Origin of the sequence: Nostoc foliaceum FACHB-393 (genome assembly GCF_014698505.1) — a bacterium.
GTDB lineage: Bacteria > Cyanobacteriota > Cyanobacteriia > Cyanobacteriales > Nostocaceae > Nostoc > Nostoc foliaceum_A.
In genome coordinates this window covers 1-19,395 of record NZ_JACJTD010000038.1, presented here as the reverse complement: position 1 = coordinate 19,395, position 19,395 = coordinate 1, and the positions used below count along the sequence as shown (strand labels likewise).

Below are 19,395 nucleotides of genomic sequence, written 5' to 3'. Positions count from 1 at the left end.
AGGTTATACCAAATTTATGTGAGGCTGCATAGAATAATTTCCTTGTCCGGCATGGAGTTTCAAGTGTTTGATTCTGTGCATCTTCATAGAGAATTGGTATTACGCACCTGATCTACAACCTTGATTTGATTTAATGTCTTGAAGTAGACCCTAAACTTTGGAGATTTTATCTTTTCGCAATTCCCTTAAGTTCTTTTGTCAACTCCCTTGGTTTAAAATATTCATGATCGTGATATAAATAACTACTAGATTCATGTTTATCAATGATTCCATTCACGACTAAACCTAAGACGTTGTAATTGGATCTCTCTAACATCTCTTGAGCAGCGTTAGCACTGTTAGAATCAATTACCCCAGGTCGAGCTACTAACAAAATCCCATCAGTCATTTGGCTTAAAGTTAAAGCATCGGCTGCTAAAAGGAGGGGAGGAGCATCAATAATTACAAAATCATAGTTATGTTGAGATGAAAAATTTTCAATTAATGCTGCCATCCGTTGTGAGTCAAGCAAAGCAAGTGGGTTGGGAGGTCTAACTCCAGCAGTTAAGACATCAAGATTATCCATTACCTTAGATACAGTAACTTCAAATTCAGACTGACCTACAAGAACCTCACTCAAACCAACTTCATTGGTTAGTTGCCAGAGATGATGCTGGGAAGGAACTCGCATATCTGCATCAATTAGTAAAACTTTACGTCCTAGTTGAGCGATCGCTGCTGCCAAATTAGCTGAAACTGTAGACTTACCTTCTTTAGGAACTGCGCTAGTTACCACAATAGTTTTGAGCACTTTATCTGAACTCAGGAATTTCAGATTGGCTTGAATCATTCGGTACATTTCGCTAGTTAAAGAGTAAGGTGTATCTCTAACAGCAATTTTTTGAGTTATTGATTCTACATTTGAATAACGGGAGCCAACCTTTTTAACAGACAAAGGAACAATTCCCAGCAACGTATATCTAAATACATCTCTGACTTCCTTAAGTGTTTTCAGAGATCTATCTCTCATTCCTAAAAAGAGAACAGTTGTAGTGGCCAAAAATAAACCAAACATCACCCCTAGCAGCAAAACTATCATTTTTTTGCCTGCTACTGGATTTTTAGGTACTAAAGCCTGAGCAATAATCCGGGAACTAGCTGTATTTGTATTTTCTACTAACTGTAATTCTTGAACCTTTTTCAAAAGAGTCTGATATGTCGATTCTGCGACTTCAACTTTCCTTTCTAACTCCCGCTGATTTTGTGCTAACTGTGGTATGATTTTGACTCGCTGTTCGTAGGTAGAACGGGAATTATATAGGGAAGAGAGTCTTTTTGCTAAACCAAAGCGCTGTACTTCTGACTGCAGAAAATTTTGGATCAGGTTTTGTCTGAGTTCTCCAATCTGCAATAGGCTCTGCGGAATTTGTGTTTGATTGCCAACAGTTTGACCAACTTGCTGTTGCAGGAGAGATTTTAAGCTAGCTTTCTTTGCTTCTAAGTTAACAATTACGGGATTGTCATCTAGGAAACGGCTACGCTCAATCGCTAGCTGTCGATCGGTTTCTTGAAGTTGTGTAAGAACTCCCTGCACTGCAGGTGACTGACTGAGGGCACTGACTGCGATCGCTTCCTGAGAATTTAGCTCTACTTTCTGGCGCAGTTCATTAGTTTGGGCGTTTACCTCATCCAGTTGAGCCTTAACAGTATTCATCTCATTGTCTAGATTTCCAATAGTCGTAACGGCTGATCTGGTCTCCTCTGATAAATCTGCAATCTGATGTTTTTGTTTAAATATACGTAGCGCTACTTCCGCATTATTAACAGCTTCTTGAGTTTTAGGAAGCTGCTTGGCCATAAATTGGCGAGTTGCTGCTGCTTCAGAGCGATTTGTCAGAATGTCATTTTCTAAATAAAGACTCATGATTGTGTTTACGACAGCCGCTGATTGTTCGGGGTCACGACTGGTATAGCTAATTCGCAATACATCTGTACCACCAACAATTTTTAGTATCAGAGATTTTCGTAATTGATCTACTTCCAAAGGTTTACCTTCTGAGTCTTGAAGCTGTAGTTTGTCTATTGTTCGCTGCAATAGAGCCGGTGAAGAAATAACTTCTATTTGAGTATTTATAGGATTTTGAGTTGCTATCAGGGATTTTAAATCTCCTGCATCTCCTCCTTCACTGTTATTAGGCAAAAGATTAGATCCTACTACCTTAAAAGAAGGAATTCTAAATAACAGTTTTCCTTCGGCTTCATAGGATGGCTTTATAAATTGTGTAGCTACAGCACTTAGCATAACTGTAGCCGCAAATATTGCAGTAGCAGGTAGCCACCATCGTTTCAATATCAATAAGTAACGACTAAGGTCTAAATCAATAGATTCTCTAGATTCCATAGATTTTTGTGACATAAATCTTCAAAAGTACAGGATTTTAGCAAGAAACTAACAATTGGCTTACTTAAAGAATACACAAACCACTGCAATTGACAAGACTGATGCGATTTGACAATATGACAATAGTATAGACTATCTAAGTTACAAATTGAGTTCCCATTCTGGCACAATGGTGCCATAGCATTGCAGACCACGCTAGTGAGCAAAAACTAACTTAGTAAATTCTGGATTCGAGGTGAGTAAAAAGTGTCGTAACCCTCTACTGACCATAAATTAACCTTTTGGCACCACTGCATTTATTCATTTATTTTTTTTTTGCTATTAGCCATTAGTATTAGAATTTTAAATTTATTTCTCGATTATCAAGGGTTTGATTTTTCTCCTCGAAGTTATATGGCTCTAACCGTTGTGAAATCACCTATGCTGTCCAAAGTTACCCAGTCTAGTAAAAAAAATCATTGTCCAGTCAGTTTGCGATTTTTGACCATATGACCATACATATTAATTACTCACCCTCATTTAAATAAGTAACTCGATTGATTTTATTTTTACAGATTTGCGCGTGTAGAAAGTTTGCTTGATAATATTGCTGATACATAAAGTATCCATTCTAGACTATTTTGCTCTAATAATGTAGTTTCAGTTAAATTTGAAAGAATTATATAAGTTAGATAAAGTAAAAGCCATAAGTTTTCAAATGTTTGATTCCATCGGATTAAATATATCGATCTTAATAAATTAATAACAAAGCCAATTAGAAAAACCAAAACTCCTAGGAGACCCAACCCTAGCCAGAGATCCAAAAAACCATTGTGAGCATTAGGAGCATTCCACTGTACCGTTTGTAGAACAATATAAGAGTCACCATTCTTCTCCCAAAATGCTCCATAGCCATATCCTAGCCAAGGTTTTTTGGCAATCATATCCAACACAGCAGGCCATAAATCTGAACGTCCAGTGAGTGTTGTGTCCTTACCTACTGAGCCTAAAATTGTATCAGCTTGTGAGAGAAACCAAGTATAAAAAGCTATACCAAATGTTGCTAGCAACGTCACAATAGGTATCATCAATTTATACTTTAAATGTAAAATTCGATAATATATAAGAAAAGCAACTGTAATGATTATAAAATTACCCAGAGATGTTGTTGACTTTGATAATAATACAAGCACTGCAGAAGCAATATAGCCAAGCCATGAAAACCAGCGATTTTCTTTAGTAGTAATGGCAAGAAACAGAAATATTGTTTCACTAAGTACAAATCTCTTGCCAAGAGCATTTTTAGTTTGGTATATTCCTCGCCAACTAGTAGTTCCACCAAAATCGACTCCGAACTGTGGTATAAATATAGCAAATAAGAAACACATTACTGCTGATATCCCGAGCATGTATGCACATAACTTCAACTGCTCCTTTAAGGTGTAGCGTGAAGCTAAATAAAGTCCAAACATACTTGTTCCTACCAGAGCAATAACACGACGTATAGTAGTGTCTGGATCTGAAGACCAAAAACTAGAAAGTGCACAAACTCCAATCAATACCCAAATAAATTTATCTCTCCTAAAAACGTAAGTAACCTTTTTCCAGCGTAGAGCAATCAATAAAAGGGTAACTATATATGTAAAAGTATAAAGCAATCTAAATATAGTTCTATCGCCTTCTCTTACAGTAAAACCATCCGTCAGAAAAGCGTCTAGCGGAGTTCCTGAGTAGAGCATTAAACAGATGAATGTCAGTATTTGTTCGGCAGAAATTAAAAATTTCCTCATTTCTTCTTATAGTATGATCATGTATACATATATAAAATAGATTAAGTAAGTCAGGGATTTGTAGTTGGTAGTCTCAGTTTATTTTGGCAAATAATTTGTTTCTTGAATTTGTAATTATTATTTTTCTGATATGCCAAAAACGTTAGTGCATTTGTACTAACGCCTTGTTTTTATAGTTTTTTGATAAACTTCCACAGTTTGAGCGGCAATATTTGACCAATTTAAATCTTGCTGGCAGCGAGTTAGTGCCGCAGTTCGCATGCGTTGTTGCAAGTCGCGATCGCTTAATAAACAAATTATGGCATCAGCTAGGGATCGAACATCACAGGGGGGGACTAACAACCCATCTTTTTTATGCTGAATTATCTCACTCAATCCCCCTACCTCAGAGGCTACAACCAGTGTCCCCATTCCATAAGATAATGCTGCTACACCACTTTGAGAAGCTTCTATGTATGGCAGAACTGTTACTGTGCTGCGTTGAAATAGATTATTTACTTCTTCAAGGGGTATAAAGTCATTGATAATCTCGTAGCGTTTATCATCATACCCATTAGGGAAATATTGTTTTATGTTTTCTCCCCGTCCAGCAATAATCAGCTTGACTTCAGGTACATGTTCAGCAATTAAAGGCATAGCCTCAAGCAAATATTTCAATCCTTTATAGGGCCAGATGCGTCCAAAAAATAGCAATGTATTTGGATCGCGAGACTGATCATTGTGATTACCCCGACGCTGATACAAGCTACCAAGTTCCCCATGCGGTAAAACATTGACTCGCTCTTGAGGTAAACTAAACTGTTCAATTAGAATCTTTTTTAATTGATGAGTGTGGACAATCAATTGTTGGGAACGGTAGAAAGCAATACGTCTGGTATACTCTGAACCAAATACAGCCATGCTATCCCCTGGATGACGAAATACGTCGTGGATAGTTGTCACCAATGGTGGCATCTTGTTGAGTAACAGAGTCCAATCGTACCAAGGATCGTTAGTTTCTTGCACATGTAAAACATCTGGTTGTATGTCTTTGATGAGATTCATCATAGTGCTCATAGACAATAGGTTGCGCGGGTCACGAATCCGTGGTTTTTTAAAGCTAATAACACGGATACTGGAATCAAGAACATTCCGACAGACATCGGATACTTTTTCCGGATGAATTAGCGTTAAATCAACATATTTAACCAGATTGTTTGCTAATTCAATCGTGTAATCTTCAAAGCCAAAATGTAATAACGCAACTTTAATCATAGTTAAGATTATATTATCACTTAAATTATTTATTCAAAAAAAGTTGGATGTCTTACTGCTAAAATTTTATTTCTTAAAAATTACTGTTCTCTTAAAAGTTTTGTCCACAAAAAACGAAACCCTCCAAACGCACGAATACCTAGATAAATCACAAATACAAAATAGGCAAAAGTCGCAACAAGTAGAGTATATATAAAGTCTAAGCTTATTTTTTGCAATAATACGAATATAAATAGCATCAAAATGCTGATTATTAAAGGTCGACGCATAATCCGCAATATATTTAATGGAAATAGGCGAGTATAGGTGAAATAGATAAACTGGCTAAAACCGAGAATGGTCATTAATAATGCCATTAAAGCTGCACCTAGTAACCGATATTGCGAAACTAATGCCACACCTGCCAAGCTTCCTAATGAAGTGGTAATAATCACTTCGCGCAGGTTCACTATTTCGAAACCATTAGCTACAAGTATATAAGAAAGTGGGCGGGTGAAGGGCAAAAAAAATAGTGACATGGCACTTAAAATAAGAGCAATATTTGCTTGAGCAAAACTAGAATCATATATAAAAATTAGTAAATCCTTGCCAAAAAATAACAGTCCCATAAATAAGGGTAATGCCATAATTAGTAGAATTTCAATAATATTTTCCGTTATCTCCCTCTGCTTTTCCCGCCCTTGCTCTACTGCTTTTGAAAATCTTGGAAATATTGCTAAAGTTATACTGTTAGCAATAATCAAAAATGGTTGTAGCAATTGTGTTATTCCGCCAAAGAGTCCCACTAAAAACTCATTTCCTAATAATGAAAGAATCAATATTTGAATTCTGCCACTGATTACAGCTATTGCTTCAATAGCAAAAAATGTACGTGCACTTTTGATTGTCTTAAATATAAAATTCCCATCAATCTGCCATTGTATTTTGACTAACCGTGTGATCAGAATCCATTCAATTACCAAAATTAGTGCTTCTGAAAAAAATAGGATTGCCCCCAGATATTCAATTTCGTATTTTAGTTGCATTGCCAAAATCATTATTATTAGGCGTAAGATATAAACTGGCACTGTAGCTATTGCAATCAGATGCATCTTTTCTTTAGCTTGAAAAATTGCCTCCGTGATGTTGGAAAGTGCAAAGGGAATTATCGTCAAGCCCATGATATAGCAAAGATTTGAGGTGTTGGAACTATAGGGAAGTAAAAATACTACAATCACCAACGCCCCATAACTGAGTAAACTAAATATTAATTGCAGCCAAGTACCACTCATTAAATAAACTGGTGTTTTTTGTGGCTCACGGGCTAGTTCTCTAGTAAACAATGTCTTTAGCCCCTGTGAAGCAATGCCCACAAAAATAAAGTAGTAGCTATATGCTAGTAGATACTGGCCTAAAGCTTCAGCTCCTAAATTACGAGCAATAGCAGCGGTTAATACAAAGGTTGTAATGCTTTGCGCTAACCGATTGACTATCATTGAGAGCGAATTACTTATGAATTTGTACTTTTCTACCATTCTTAAATTATTAATTCAGCTTAATTCGCTCATTTGGAATCGGCATTATCTATATATCTCATAACTGTACTTTTTTGCATCTCTCCTTATTTTTCTCGCTGTTCCATACAAACCAATCATAACTAGTTAAAAACGAAAATGCATTTTCATTACATTTTCGTTTGGCTTATATCAACGCACGCTTAAACTTTTCACTTATCCCAATATCTTGTTAATTAACAAAGATTTTGATTCATATATCTATCCAAACTATTTAGACGACTTTTACTTTGGAATAACTTGATGTCTTCTCTATTATGTATGGTAATAAACTTTTCCTGGTCTTAATAGGCACCTTCCTTTTTCAAAACTACCATAACTGTTTTGAGAAGAATTTCGAAGTCTAAACCAAGCGACCAATTCTCAATGTAGTTAAGATCAAGATTTATCACTTGTTCAAAATCTAAAATATCCGAACGACCTGAGACTTGCCAAAGACCTGTAATACCAGGTAAAACTTCATGTCGAATAAAATGATGTTCAGAAAACTTATCTACATCTCTTGTAGGTAAAGGACGAGGCCCTACTATACTCATTTCTCCAAAGATAACATTAAAAAGTTGGGGTAATTCATCTAAGCTGTAACGACGGAGAAATTTTCCTACACGGGTAATGCGAGGATCATCTTTAATTTTAAAGATAATTCCGTCTTTCGTTTCATTTAATGCTTCTAATTCTTTCTGGAATTTTTCCGCATCAGACCTCATAGTTCTGAATTTCCATACTTTAAACTGTTGCCCATGTAAACCTATACGGGTTTGTCTGTAAAATACTGTGCCAGGAGAGTCTAGTTTTATAGCTATAGCTATAGCTATATAAATAGGGAACGATAACATTACAAATAAAGTAGCGAAGCAAAAATCACAACTACGTTTGATCCAAAAATCTTTACCTGTAATTATCGGACAATCCAAACTCAGACAAGGCATTCCTCCTATTTTATTAAATTCTACGTTTCTATAAATTGGTTTTAATTCCATCGGTAAAATATGTACTTGGATGCCAGATGCTTGAAATAACCAGCATAAAAACATTCTATTTTTTAGAGCATCCCAAGATATAAAGACTTCTGTTACACCTAATTCATTAAGTTGATTTAATGTTTGTTGACGTTTATATCTATCTAATGAATTAGCATTAGCTGTTCCTGATACAATATAATGCTTTTCTTTTTTTATAAAGCTAGCTATCTGCTCATGATCTTGAGGATCACAAATAATGAAGACAGAAGAACGAACTATTTTTTTCTGCTTACGTAAATATTCAAGAGTAAGATTTACAGCATATCTACCAGTACAAATAAATAATACACTGAGCAACCAAGATAATAATATTAATCTGGGGCGTGTAATATCAACAACTGGCTTATACAAAAAACAAACAAGGAGTATTAATCCATGAGCAAAAGTTAGCGATTTGATAATATTCAAATAGTCATAGCGTTTTTGTCCTTCTCGATAAATACCTTGGAGAGCTAGTGAGCCTATTTGAATGCCAATAGTTATTAAAATAGGTAAATAATGACTCGGTATATTCCAAGTCAAATTTCCATAAGAAGATTGATATCCAGCTAATAACCAAGCTAAGGATAAAAGAGTATAGTCTACTAAAAACAATGTTGTTAATCTCAACCACCAAGAACCCTTGCGTACCTTGACAAATGAAGATGCACGTAAATCCAAAGGCACTTCAGTGAATTTATTTGTTGTTATGCTTTGATTACTCATAGTTAGGAACACTTGGTGTAGTTAGTTAAAATTTGATTGAAGATTGTATAAGACAAGTGTGATATCTTACATCTTTTTTTTCACAGTAAGTCGGTCTTTGTAGTCTACTATTAACCATTTTCTTCGGAGTAATTTTAGGCTTTTTATTATAAAGTATCTTCCAGGATCGGCTTGAGTGCGGTTAATACCCAGATACTTAAACTTTTTTTGCAGGGTAGAATCAAGTTTGACCTAGAAGTTCTGAGCTTTGATGCAAAAAAAGGATTTACTTGTAAGTTAACTTAATAAGTTGAATAAAATTCCTGACGTGAATAATCAAGGAAGTCAGGTAAAAATATTATAATTTTTCAGGAGCGTAATAGCGGAACTGAGTTCTTACAGTTCCATTGCAGAGTTCCACTTCTATAGAGACAATTATATGTCTTCGGGAATTACTGTAGCATGTTTAGCTAGACTAATTCTGCTTTACTTGGAAGTTCTGTGGTTTTTTACGCATAATTACTGAATTAACAAAACTTACACACATAACATATAACAAAATGCATCAAATATTTGAAAATTGTTACAAAACTTTACAAAATCCAATATCGTGGTTGAGCTTGAGTTAAGTTTCATGGACATCTCTTTAGATAATTGGTCAATAGATTAATGAAAATAAATTCTAATAGCTCAAAGTAATATCAACATGTGATATCTGTGAGACCTGTTATATCTGCATTGTAGAGATTTTTAGCGCTTGCAGATCATAGGTATGGATTATAACAGTTTTAGGATTTTTAGTTATGTTTAGCACCCAAAACAGTAAACATGCGTGCGAACAATTTGGGGTTGTGTGAAGCACATGAAGCAATCAACTTGCCTAATTTACATACGTTAGAGTGAATTTGTAAAGTGCGTAACTCTAATATTTACCTCCTAAGAGAGAGTATTTTTCTTGCTTTACACTATTTTTACATATCGAATAAATACAGTGAAGATTCGGTAATAATTATTTTTTCCTTCAGCAAATTTTCATGAAAAAGGATAAAGTCTTTTCAGTATTAAATTTTAGCCATCTAGAATCTACAAAAAATGATTTGTAAATTAAAAGTAAAGCCGCAGAATAAATACTTTTCCATGCATGTAATTTAACAATGGAATCATGCATTTTTTGTAATTTTCATTGGGTTTTAAAGATTGACGTAAAAACAATAAGATATAGGGTAAAGATAGGATTATTATGTTAAATAAAAATCGATTAGCTAGAGCTTTAAATACCACTTCTCTTGTGAAGATGTATATAACTAACCTGGGTACTGCAAACTAGAGGCCTTAGCGCAGTGTCCCGATCTTAAAGCTAGTCAGGCTTTGTTTCTGTAGCCCTAGCCTTATATACTGAGGGCATTAATATGCAACCTCACACAGAATTTGGTATATATACAATAAATAATAAATTAGAAAAATGCCATTTCCTGATGGAGTTGATACATAGAAAATGCAGATAAATAGCCAAACTTCAGGGTATAAGCAAAATATTCCGTTAAATACCTTAACTCACATTATCGGCACTCAAGTTCTACAGGAATGGCATGACACTCAAGTAGTTCATCATCAGGATCTGTGCATTCATCAAATATTTGAGATGCAAGTAGAGCGATCGCCCCAAGCGATCGCTGTAGTATTTGAAGATATACAACTTACTTATCAGCAGTTAAACCAGCGGGCGAATCAACTAGCGCACCACTTACTTACTTTAGGAGTTGGGCCTGAAGTACTAGTGGGGATTTGCTTGGAGCGCTCCTTGGAGATGATCGTAGGAATACTGGGTATTCTTAAAGCTGGAGGTGCTTATGTGCCTTTAGATCCGGCATATCCCCCAGAGCGTTTAGCTTTCATCTTATCAGATACCCAGACACCAGTGTTATTAACCCAAGAGAAATGGGTCAAGAACCTACCACCGCATCAGGCGCAAGTGGTTTGTCTAGATTCAAATTGGCAAGATAACACCCAAAACAGTCAAGAAAATCCTGAAAATCAAACGACGGCTGATAACCTGATCTATGTAATCTACACATCTGGTTCTACAGGACAACCCAAGGGTGTAATGATCTCTCATCGTGGTATCTGCAATCAACTACACTGGCGGCAAACAACCTTTAAATTAACTCAAACAGATAAAGTCTTACTGACTATTTCTTTTAGCTTCGACCCCTCAGTGTGGCAAATATTCTGGCCATTGTGCTTCGGGGGGCAATTGATCATCGCTCGTCCTGGTGGACATCAAGACACTGCTTACCTTGTTAAAGTGATTACTGAGCAGCAAATCACTGTCTTGGCCTTAGTACCTTCTATACTGCGTGTCTTACTGGAAGAGGAGGGAATTGAGAATTGCCGATTTCTCAGGCATATTACTTGCGGTGGTGAAGCTTTACCTAGCGAACTCATAGAACGTTTCTTTGCCCAACTGAATTTGGACAATGTTTTCCATAATTGCTATGGCCCGACAGAAGCTTCCATTGATACCACTTTTTGGACTTGTCAACGCGGCACTAATTACGCGATTGCTCCAATTGGTCGCCCCATAACTAATGCAGAGATTTACATCCTCGATGAAAATTTGCAGTCTGTGTCTGTTGGTGAATCAGGTGAACTGCACATTGGCGGTATTGGCCTAGCGCGAGGCTATCTTAACCGTCCTGAATTAACCACAGAGAAGTTCATTTCAAACCCTTTTAACTCTGAAGTTGGGGCACGTCTTTACAAAACTGGGGACTTGGCACGTTCCTTACCAGACGGTAATATTGAATTCCTCGGTCGTATTGACCACCAAGTGAAGATTCGTGGCTTCCGAATTGAATTGGGAGAAATTGAAGCAATATTAGGACAACATCCGGCACTGACACAGACTCTAGTCATAGCTAGAGAAGATGTTCCTGGTGACAAGCAACTCGTAGCATATATTGTTGCCAACCCAGAAAAAATTCCTAGTCAGGTTGAATTGCGTCGCTTTTTGCAAGGTCGGTTGCCTGAATATATGGTGCCTGCCTCCTTTGTATTTTTAGATACTCTGCCATTAAACCCAAACGGCAAAATAGACCGCCGCGCTTTACCCGCACCGCATACATCTGATCTTGGTCTGTCAACTAACTTTGTCCCACCCCAAAATGCTACAGAAGATGTCTTAGCTGGCATCTGGGTAAAAGTTTTGCGTCTGGAACAAGTAGGCATTCACAACAATTTTTTTGAATTGGGAGGCCATTCACTGCTGGCGACTCAAGTCATGTCTAGGGTTCGCCAAGCCTTTCAGATAGAAATGCCGTTGCAGATTTTATTTGAGAATCCAACGATCGCTAGTTTAGCTCAAGCCATCGCTCAAACCCAGATTCCAGAAAATGATCCTCAAAACCAGACTATTCCCCTAATAACCAACCGGGAGTCAATCCCTTTATCCTTTGCCCAGCAGCGAGTGTGGTTTTTGGAGCAGTTGGAACCTCACAGCCCAGCTTATATTATCTCCAATGCACTGCGTTTAACAGGCGAGTTCAACGCGAGTATATTGCAACAGGCACTAAATGCGATCGTCATCCATCACGAAGCACTGCGAACAAACTTTATTACATCACTGGATGGTAGCCCCATACAAGTTATTGGCAAGCCTCGGCCAGTTGAACTCAAGATAATTAAAGTAACTCAGGAGCAGGTGCAATCTCTGCTGAATCAAGAGGCGCAACGCCCGTTTGACTTAAAATCTGACGTAATGTTGCGGGCTTGCTTGCTCCAGATAGACGAACAGGAGCAAATACTGTTGTTGGTAATGCACCACATCGCTTCTGATGGCTGGTCAATGGGCATTCTCTGGCAGCAGTTAGCATCCCTTTATGAAGCCTTATTGAGTGGTAAGCCTTCTCCTTTAGCAAAATTACCCATTCAGTATGCCGATTTTGCTGCCTGGCAGCATCAATGGCTATCTGGTGAAGTCCTCTCCAGTCAAATAAACTACTGGAAAACCCAGTTAGCAGGTGCTAATACTGTACTAGAATTGCCTACCGACCGGCCACGGCCACCAGTGCAAACTTACCAGGGGACAGCCCAATCCCTAATGATACCGCAGACCTTGAGTGCATCGCTCATTGAACTCTCGCGTCAGGAAGGTGTCACCCTATTCATGACCTTACTGGCAGCCTTTGGGACAATCCTGCACCGCTATACTGGGCAAGAAGACATTCTCATCGGTTCTCCCATTGCCGGTCGTAACCGTTCTGAAATTGAAGGGTTGATCGGATTTTTTATTAATACCGTCGTTTTACGGGCTGATTTTTCCGGTAATCCTAGTTTTCGTTCAGTGCTGAGTCGAGTTCGCCAGATGGCATTAGGTGCTTATGCACATCAAGATATGCCCTTCGAGAAACTGGTAGAAGAACTGCAACCAGAGCGAGATACCAGCCGTAACCCACTGTTTCAAGTGTGGTTTAATATGCTCAACTTAAAGGACATCCAACTGGAACTACCTGGAGTGGCGATAGAACCAGTCTCGATGTTAGAAACGGCTTCCAAGTTCGACTTAACCTTGTATGTGACAGAAAAAAATCAGGGAATCCAACTTGATTTAGTCTACAACACTGATCTGTTTGCTTCAGAGCGGATGATGGAAATGCTGCATCAATTCCATCATTTGTTAAATCAAATTGTTGCTGCTGCGGATAGCCAGATTAGTTTGTATTCTCTTGTCACACCAAAAGCCAGAACTTTGCTACCAGAACCAAGGGCGGTTTTGCCAGAACCGAGTTACGAATTAGTAACAACAATGTTTACCTCTTGGGTAAATCGCACCCCAGAACATTCAGCACTCCGTCAAGGATCTCGCACTTGGAACTATGGGAAATTGGGCAGAAGCGCTCAAGCTTTAGCAGGGGTGATGTTGGATCACGGAGTCCAACGGGGAGATGTTGTAGCCGTGTTTGGGACAAGAAGCTTTGGATTGATTTCGAGTATGGTCGCTGTACTATTGAGTGGCGGTGTCCTACTTACCCTCGATCCAAAACTTTCCAGCGATACCTTTGGTGGGCTATGCCAACGCCACTTGCTCATGTTAAAGCAAGCTAAAGCTAAATACATATTATATATTGATAGTCAGCGTCCAGAAGACAAAGAAATATACAAATCTTTAATTACCATCTGTATAAACCCAGACACAGGAGAAGCGATAAATTCACCCCAAGACAACAGTAAAGCAATCAATTTGCCTGAAATCGCTGCCGATGATGCAGCTTATATTTTCTTTACTTCTGGCACTACTGGTATACCTAAGGGAGTGCTGGGATGTCACAAAGGGTTGGCGCATTTTCTCAACTGGCAGAGGCAGACATTTGAAATTGGTCAGCAAGACCGGGTTGCCCAATTGACAGGTCTTACCTTTGATGTAGTCCTCAGAGATATTTTCTTACCTTTAACTAGTGGTGCAACCCTGTGTTTACCAGAGGAAGGGGATAACCTAGAACCAACTAGAATTCTGAATTATTTGGAACATGAGCAAATTTCTGTGCTGCACACAGTTCCTTCGCTGGCGCAATTATGGTTAGCGAATGTGCCGTCAGGAGTCTATCTACGTAACTTACGCTGGTTGTTCTGTGCTGGAGAACCTCTCAAGGAGACACTTGTATGTCGGTGGCGCGAAGCTTTTCCCGAATCAGGTGAAATTGTCAATCTTTATGGGCCGACAGAGACAACTTTGGCGAAGTGTTATTACAAAATACCTGTTGAGTGTACACCAGGAGTACAACCAGTAGGATTGCCGCTCCCTGAAACCCAAGCACTAGTTTTAACACCAAATAACCAGTTGTGTGGCATTGGTGAACCAGGCGAGATCGTTATACGAACACCATTCCGCACCTTGGGTTATATAAATGCTCAAGATGAAAACCGTTCTCGATTTGTCAAAAACCTCTATCGGAATGACGAACGAGATTGGCTTTATTATACAGGCGATTGCGGTTGCTATCTTCCAGATGGCTCTCTAGCAATTCTCGGTCGCCGAGATCATCAAGTTAAGATCCGTGGGATACGCATTGAGCCAGGGGAAATTGAGACAGTGTTAGCCCAACACCCAGATGTACTTCAAACTGTAGTAATTGCCCGTGAAGATGTTCCTGGGGATAAACGTTTAGTGGCTTACATTATCCCCAATCAAGACTGGGCATCTACAATTAGTGATATACGTAGCTTTCTCTTGACAAAGCTCCCACAGTACATGGTACCTTCGGCTTTCGTCTTGCTGGACACCATGCCTCTAACCCCCAACGGCAAGGTAGACCGCCGGGCCTTACCTGCACCCGACTTATCAAGGCAAGGGTCGGAAGATACGTTTGTTGCTCCCCGCAATGAGGTGGAACGCCAGCTAATAAAGATTTGGGAGGAGATTTTAGGTGTCCAGCCCATTGGTGTCAAGGATAACTTCTTTGAGCTAGGAGGACACTCCATATTAGCAGTAAAACTATTTTGGCAAATTGAGAAAACATTTCATAAAAATCTGCCTCTTGCTATTCTCTTCCAATCAGGGACTATAGAGGCTTTAGCCAAAATAATTTGCCAAGAAGATTTAGCAGAAAACAAGGCTTTAGTAGATAACTTAGACAAATCAAGAGCTTCCTGGTCATCCCTAGTAGAAATTCAACCCAATGGTTCCAAGCCACCTTTTTTCTGTATTCACGGACTAGGTGGAGAAGTCTTGTGTTTCCGTGAATTGGCATTGCATCTGGGTTCAGATCAACCATTCTACGGACTACAACCACAAGGGCTAGATGGAAAACATCCCTTCCATACACGGGTTGAAGACATGGCAACTCACTACATTAAAGAAATTCAGACCCTTCAGCCTAATGGCCCTTATTTTCTAGGAGGTTATTCTTTTGGGGGTGTAGTTGCTTTCGAGATGGCTCGGCAACTCCAAGAGCAAGGCGAACAAGTTGGTATTTTAGTTATGCTTGATAGTTGTCGCCCAGGTTATAGCTGGCGGGCATCATTTCTCAAGCGAGTTTTCTTGCATTTAAATAATATTATTCAACAAGGGCCTGACTACCTTTGGCAAAGAGCTGTGAGATGGAGTTATTGGCGTAAGTCTCATCTCCAAAATAGATATAATCGTTACTTAGAAGGCGTACTTAATTTACCTACAACTGACAAGCACTTAAAGATTATAGATGCTAACACTCAAGCCGTCAGTGAATATATCTTTTCACCTTACCTTGGTCGAGCTATCCTCTTGCGAACAGACGATCAAAGTCGGGACGAAGCTATAGGCACACAATACGATCCTCAATTCGGCTGGGGCGAAGTAGTTGCTGGAGGATTAGATATCCATTACGTTCCCGGATCTCACCTTGACCAACTTAATGAGCCGCATGTACAGGTGTTAGCCGAAACATTAAGAAATTGCTTAATCCAAGCGCAGTCTCCAAAGAATTAATCTGAAAACCCATTACCTTCGCAAAAGAAGTCAACTGTCCAATTGATTTCTGGAAGGGGGTTTGGAGATTGCTTTACTTCGTTCGTAATGACAACTAATCAGCCGGACATGATATGAGAAACAATACCAAAGCTAAGGCTTATCTTCCAATGGAAAAATGCATTCTAGTGGTAACTAGGATAAGATAATTATTTTGTGTAACTGGAATACTGGTCGCAGTCCAATAGCTAAAAGACCTGACCAATTTAATATGTGATGAATATTGCTAGTGTCAGAGATTGAACAGAGGTAATTATTGTGGCACTGTAGTCACGAGTGACTGTCGTTTTGAGATTTTAAGTTGGTAAGCAATCCACAATTTACTGATGCTATATAGACGATTTGGACGCACAGAATTACAGATGCCAGTGTTTTCCTGCGGTGGCATGAGATATCAGTTCAAATGGGAAGATGTTCCCAATAATGAAATTCCTGCTGATAACCAGGCGAATCTGGAAGCGACTATTAGAAGGGCTGTCGAGGTTGGGATTAATCATATTGAAACGGCCCGTGGTTATGGCACTTCCGAAATGCAATTGGGAAGAGTTCTACCTCAGTTTCCCCGTGAAAAGTTGATTGTTCAGACCAAAGTCAGCCCAAAGGCAGATGCGAAAGAATTCCGCGAGACATTTGAACAATCATTGCAAAATCTCCAGCTAGATTATGTTGACCTTTTAGGGTTACACGGCATCAATCATGCTGAGTCATTCGACCATAGCATCCGTCCTGGTGGCTGTTTAGAAGTAGCGCAGCAGTTGCAAGCTGAGGGAAAAGTTAGATTTATTGGCTTTTCCACACATGGTTCCACAGATATAATTGTGCAGACAATTAATACCAATTTATTTGATTATGTGAACCTGCACTGGTACTACATTAATCAATGGAATTGGGCGGCAATTGAAGCAGCTAAACGCCACGATATGGGGGTGTTTATCATTAGTCCATCTAATAAAGGAGGTTTGTTGTATGAACCTCCACAAAAATTAGTAAATCTTTGCGCCCCTTTGAGTCCAATTGTGTTTAATGATTTGTTTTGTTTGAGTCATCAAGAGGTGCATACTTTGAGTGTGGGAGCAGCAAAACCACAAGATTTTGATGAACACCTGAAGACTTTAGAATTAGTAGATCAGGCATCAGAAATTTTGCCCCCGATTTTAGCAAGGTTGGAGTCAGAAGCGATCGCTACTTTGGGAGAAGATTGGGTAAAATCCTGGCAGACAAATCTACCAACCTTTGAGGAAACTCCTGGTGAGGTAAATATTCGGGTAATTTTGTGGCTGCGAAATTTAGCGATCGCCTACGATCTGGTAGAGTATGCCAAAATGCGCTACAACCTGCTTGGCGATGGTAGCCACTGGTTCCCCGGCAACAAAGCTGATCGGCTAGGCGAATTAAACTTGCGGCAATGTCTCGCCCGCAACCCTCACGCCGATAAAATCCCCCAACTTCTGGAACAAGCACATCAATTGTTGGCGGGTGAAGCGGTCAAACGTCTATCTCGCACATAATAAATTGGGTATGGTGCATCGTAAATCCCATGCACCATACCATTGCTAGTCAGCTTTTGTCGTATCTGGTAATTTATTTCCCTTAGGTACGACTAGCACCTTATCAACGCGGTTACCATCCATATCCATCACTTCAATTCGCATACTTTGCCATTCAAAATGATCTGCTGCGGCAGGAATACGACCTAAATGAGTGATCACAAAACCGCCTAAGGTTTGATAACTGCCGCGTTCTTCAGATTCCCACTCTTCCATACCGAAAAGTTCCAAAAACTCTTCTACGGGCAACATGCCATCCAAAAGCCAGGAGCCATCTTCGCGTTGTACAGCTTGTGGTTGATCCTGTCCATCTGTTGAAGGAACATCACCCACAATTTCGCTCATGATGTCGTTAAGAGTGACTAATCCTTGAATCACGCCATATTCATCGACTACTAGCGCCATGTGAGTGATGGTTTGTTTGAACAATTCCAAAACTTTCAAACCACGGGTGCTTTCTGGGACAAATACGGGCTGTCGCAATCCCACTGTCAAGTCTAGCGGTTCTCCTCGGAAACTCCTAGCTAATAAGTCGGTAACAGGGATAACACCTAGCACATTGTCAAGTCCCCCCTGACAAACTGGATACCGAGAATAGGCACTATCAACCATTTTTTGACGATTTTCTTCAGGAGAGTCGTCTAAGTCTAGCCAGACAATATCGGGACGGGGTGTCATTAAGTAGCTGACAGGGCGATCGCCTAAACGAAAAACTCGCTCTACCATATCCTGTTCGGCTTCCTCAAAGGTTCCCGCCTCAGTGCCTTGCTCAATTAAGATTTTAATTTCTTCTTCGGTGACTTGCGGCTCGGTAGAAGCTGTAATTCCCAGTAATCGCAAGATCAAATCTGTAGAAGCGCTTAAGAGATAGACCATTGGGGAAGCGATCGCCGATAAGGCACGCATTGGAATCGCTACAATCGATGCAATCCTTTCTGGGTTGTTTAATGCCAGACGCTTTGGTACCAATTCGCCAACAATGAGTGACAAATAGGTAATGAGCAAAACCACTATTCCGAAAGATAGAGGTTCACTATAAGGTGCTAAAAAAGGCACAAGTTTTACATAGACTGCCAGTCGATTGGCAATTGTTGCTCCTCCAAAAGCACCAGTCAGGATACCGATTAGGGAAATACCCACTTGGACAGTTGACAAAAAATGATTTGGAGACTCAGCTAGTTTCAATGCTGCCCTTGCTTTGACATCTCCTTGATTAGCAAGCTGCTGTAGCCTAACTTTCCGGGCTGAGACAATCGCCATCTCAGACATAGAAAACACGCCGTTGGCAATAATTAGCACCAAAATGATTAAAATTTCAAAAGTGATGGAGGACATGTTTAAAATTGCCGCTTATCAGAGCGAACGTAGCTCAATACCTAGTATCTAGTATTAAAGGTGCTTCTATAAATGCTTTGACTGTACACAAAGTAATAGTTATAGTTCTTAAGTCTATTAGTCGCCGTGCATTATTCTTCCACCGAAAGAACTAAGAAGGCTGTTAACACTTTTAAAATAGTTGAGATAAACTGCCTCAAGATTTTCTGACCCACAAAGACTCCTGACTTTTCACGGGATGTGGAAAAGAAAAAGTGGTTCGCGATGTTCTATCGCGAACCACTCACTATTCTTTATTATATTTGGAAGTTTCTTCGACAAAATCTTTTAAACCCTGTTTGAGAACCTCA

Annotated in this window: 8 protein-coding genes; 2 read left to right on the top strand and 6 right to left on the bottom strand. The window is 39.3% G+C overall.

What is annotated here, in order from left to right:
• Positions 1-166: 166 nt before the first annotated feature.
• The 5 genes from H6G92_RS25410 to H6G92_RS25390 all read right to left on the bottom strand — a co-directional run bounded on the left by H6G92_RS25410 (position 167) and on the right by H6G92_RS25390 (position 8,683).
• On the bottom strand, positions 167-2,395 hold the full coding sequence (locus H6G92_RS25410) for a GumC family protein (protein WP_199344971.1): 2,229 nt from the start codon (positions 2,393-2,395) through the stop codon (positions 167-169).
• A gap of 533 nt (positions 2,396-2,928) precedes the next feature.
• On the bottom strand, positions 2,929-4,149 hold the full coding sequence (locus tag H6G92_RS25405) for an O-antigen ligase family protein (RefSeq protein ID WP_190896996.1): 1,221 nt from the start codon (positions 4,147-4,149) through the stop codon (positions 2,929-2,931).
• A 156-nt stretch (positions 4,150-4,305) separates the two neighbouring features.
• Positions 4,306-5,403 (bottom strand): glycosyltransferase family 4 protein, encoded by a 1,098-nt coding sequence (locus H6G92_RS25400; protein ID WP_190896994.1) that lies wholly within the window; start codon positions 5,401-5,403, stop codon positions 4,306-4,308.
• 80 nt (positions 5,404-5,483) lie between these two features.
• Complete coding sequence (locus tag H6G92_RS25395; protein ID WP_190896992.1) at positions 5,484-6,917, bottom strand: oligosaccharide flippase family protein; 1,434 nt, start codon at positions 6,915-6,917, stop codon at positions 5,484-5,486.
• Between the two features lie 323 nt (positions 6,918-7,240).
• A complete protein-coding gene (locus H6G92_RS25390; RefSeq protein ID WP_190896989.1) occupies positions 7,241-8,683 on the bottom strand; it encodes a sugar transferase in 1,443 nt (480 codons plus the stop codon).
• A gap of 1,474 nt (positions 8,684-10,157) precedes the next feature.
• On the opposite strand from H6G92_RS25390, the gene H6G92_RS25385 reads away from it, so the two are divergent.
• Complete coding sequence (locus H6G92_RS25385) at positions 10,158-16,124, top strand: amino acid adenylation domain-containing protein (protein ID WP_190896987.1); 5,967 nt, start codon at positions 10,158-10,160, stop codon at positions 16,122-16,124.
• 365 nt (positions 16,125-16,489) lie between these two features.
• Positions 16,490-17,671: an aldo/keto reductase gene (locus H6G92_RS25380; protein WP_190896985.1), complete on the top strand. Its 1,182-nt coding sequence runs from the start codon at positions 16,490-16,492 to the stop codon at positions 17,669-17,671.
• A gap of 45 nt (positions 17,672-17,716) precedes the next feature.
• Here H6G92_RS25380 and H6G92_RS25375 read toward each other — a convergent pair whose 3' ends face one another.
• Positions 17,717-19,045 (bottom strand): hemolysin family protein, encoded by a 1,329-nt coding sequence (locus H6G92_RS25375; RefSeq protein WP_190896983.1) that lies wholly within the window; start codon positions 19,043-19,045, stop codon positions 17,717-17,719.
• Between the last annotated feature and the right edge of the window lie 350 nt (positions 19,046-19,395).

Coding starts and splice junctions, on each gene's coding strand:
- H6G92_RS25410 (WP_199344971.1), bottom strand. CDS start 2,395: ATGTCACAAAAATCTATGGAATCTAGAGAATCTATTGATTTAGACCTT.
- H6G92_RS25390 (WP_190896989.1), bottom strand. CDS start 8,683: ATGAGTAATCAAAGCATAACAACAAATAAATTCACTGAAGTGCCTTTG.
- H6G92_RS25375 (WP_190896983.1), bottom strand. CDS start 19,045: ATGTCCTCCATCACTTTTGAAATTTTAATCATTTTGGTGCTAATTATT.
- H6G92_RS25405 (WP_190896996.1), bottom strand. CDS start 4,149: ATGAGGAAATTTTTAATTTCTGCCGAACAAATACTGACATTCATCTGT.
- H6G92_RS25400 (WP_190896994.1), bottom strand. CDS start 5,403: ATGATTAAAGTTGCGTTATTACATTTTGGCTTTGAAGATTACACGATT.
- H6G92_RS25380 (WP_190896985.1), top strand. CDS start 16,490: ATGCTATATAGACGATTTGGACGCACAGAATTACAGATGCCAGTGTTT.
- H6G92_RS25385 (WP_190896987.1), top strand. CDS start 10,158: ATGCAGATAAATAGCCAAACTTCAGGGTATAAGCAAAATATTCCGTTA.
- H6G92_RS25395 (WP_190896992.1), bottom strand. CDS start 6,917: ATGGTAGAAAAGTACAAATTCATAAGTAATTCGCTCTCAATGATAGTC.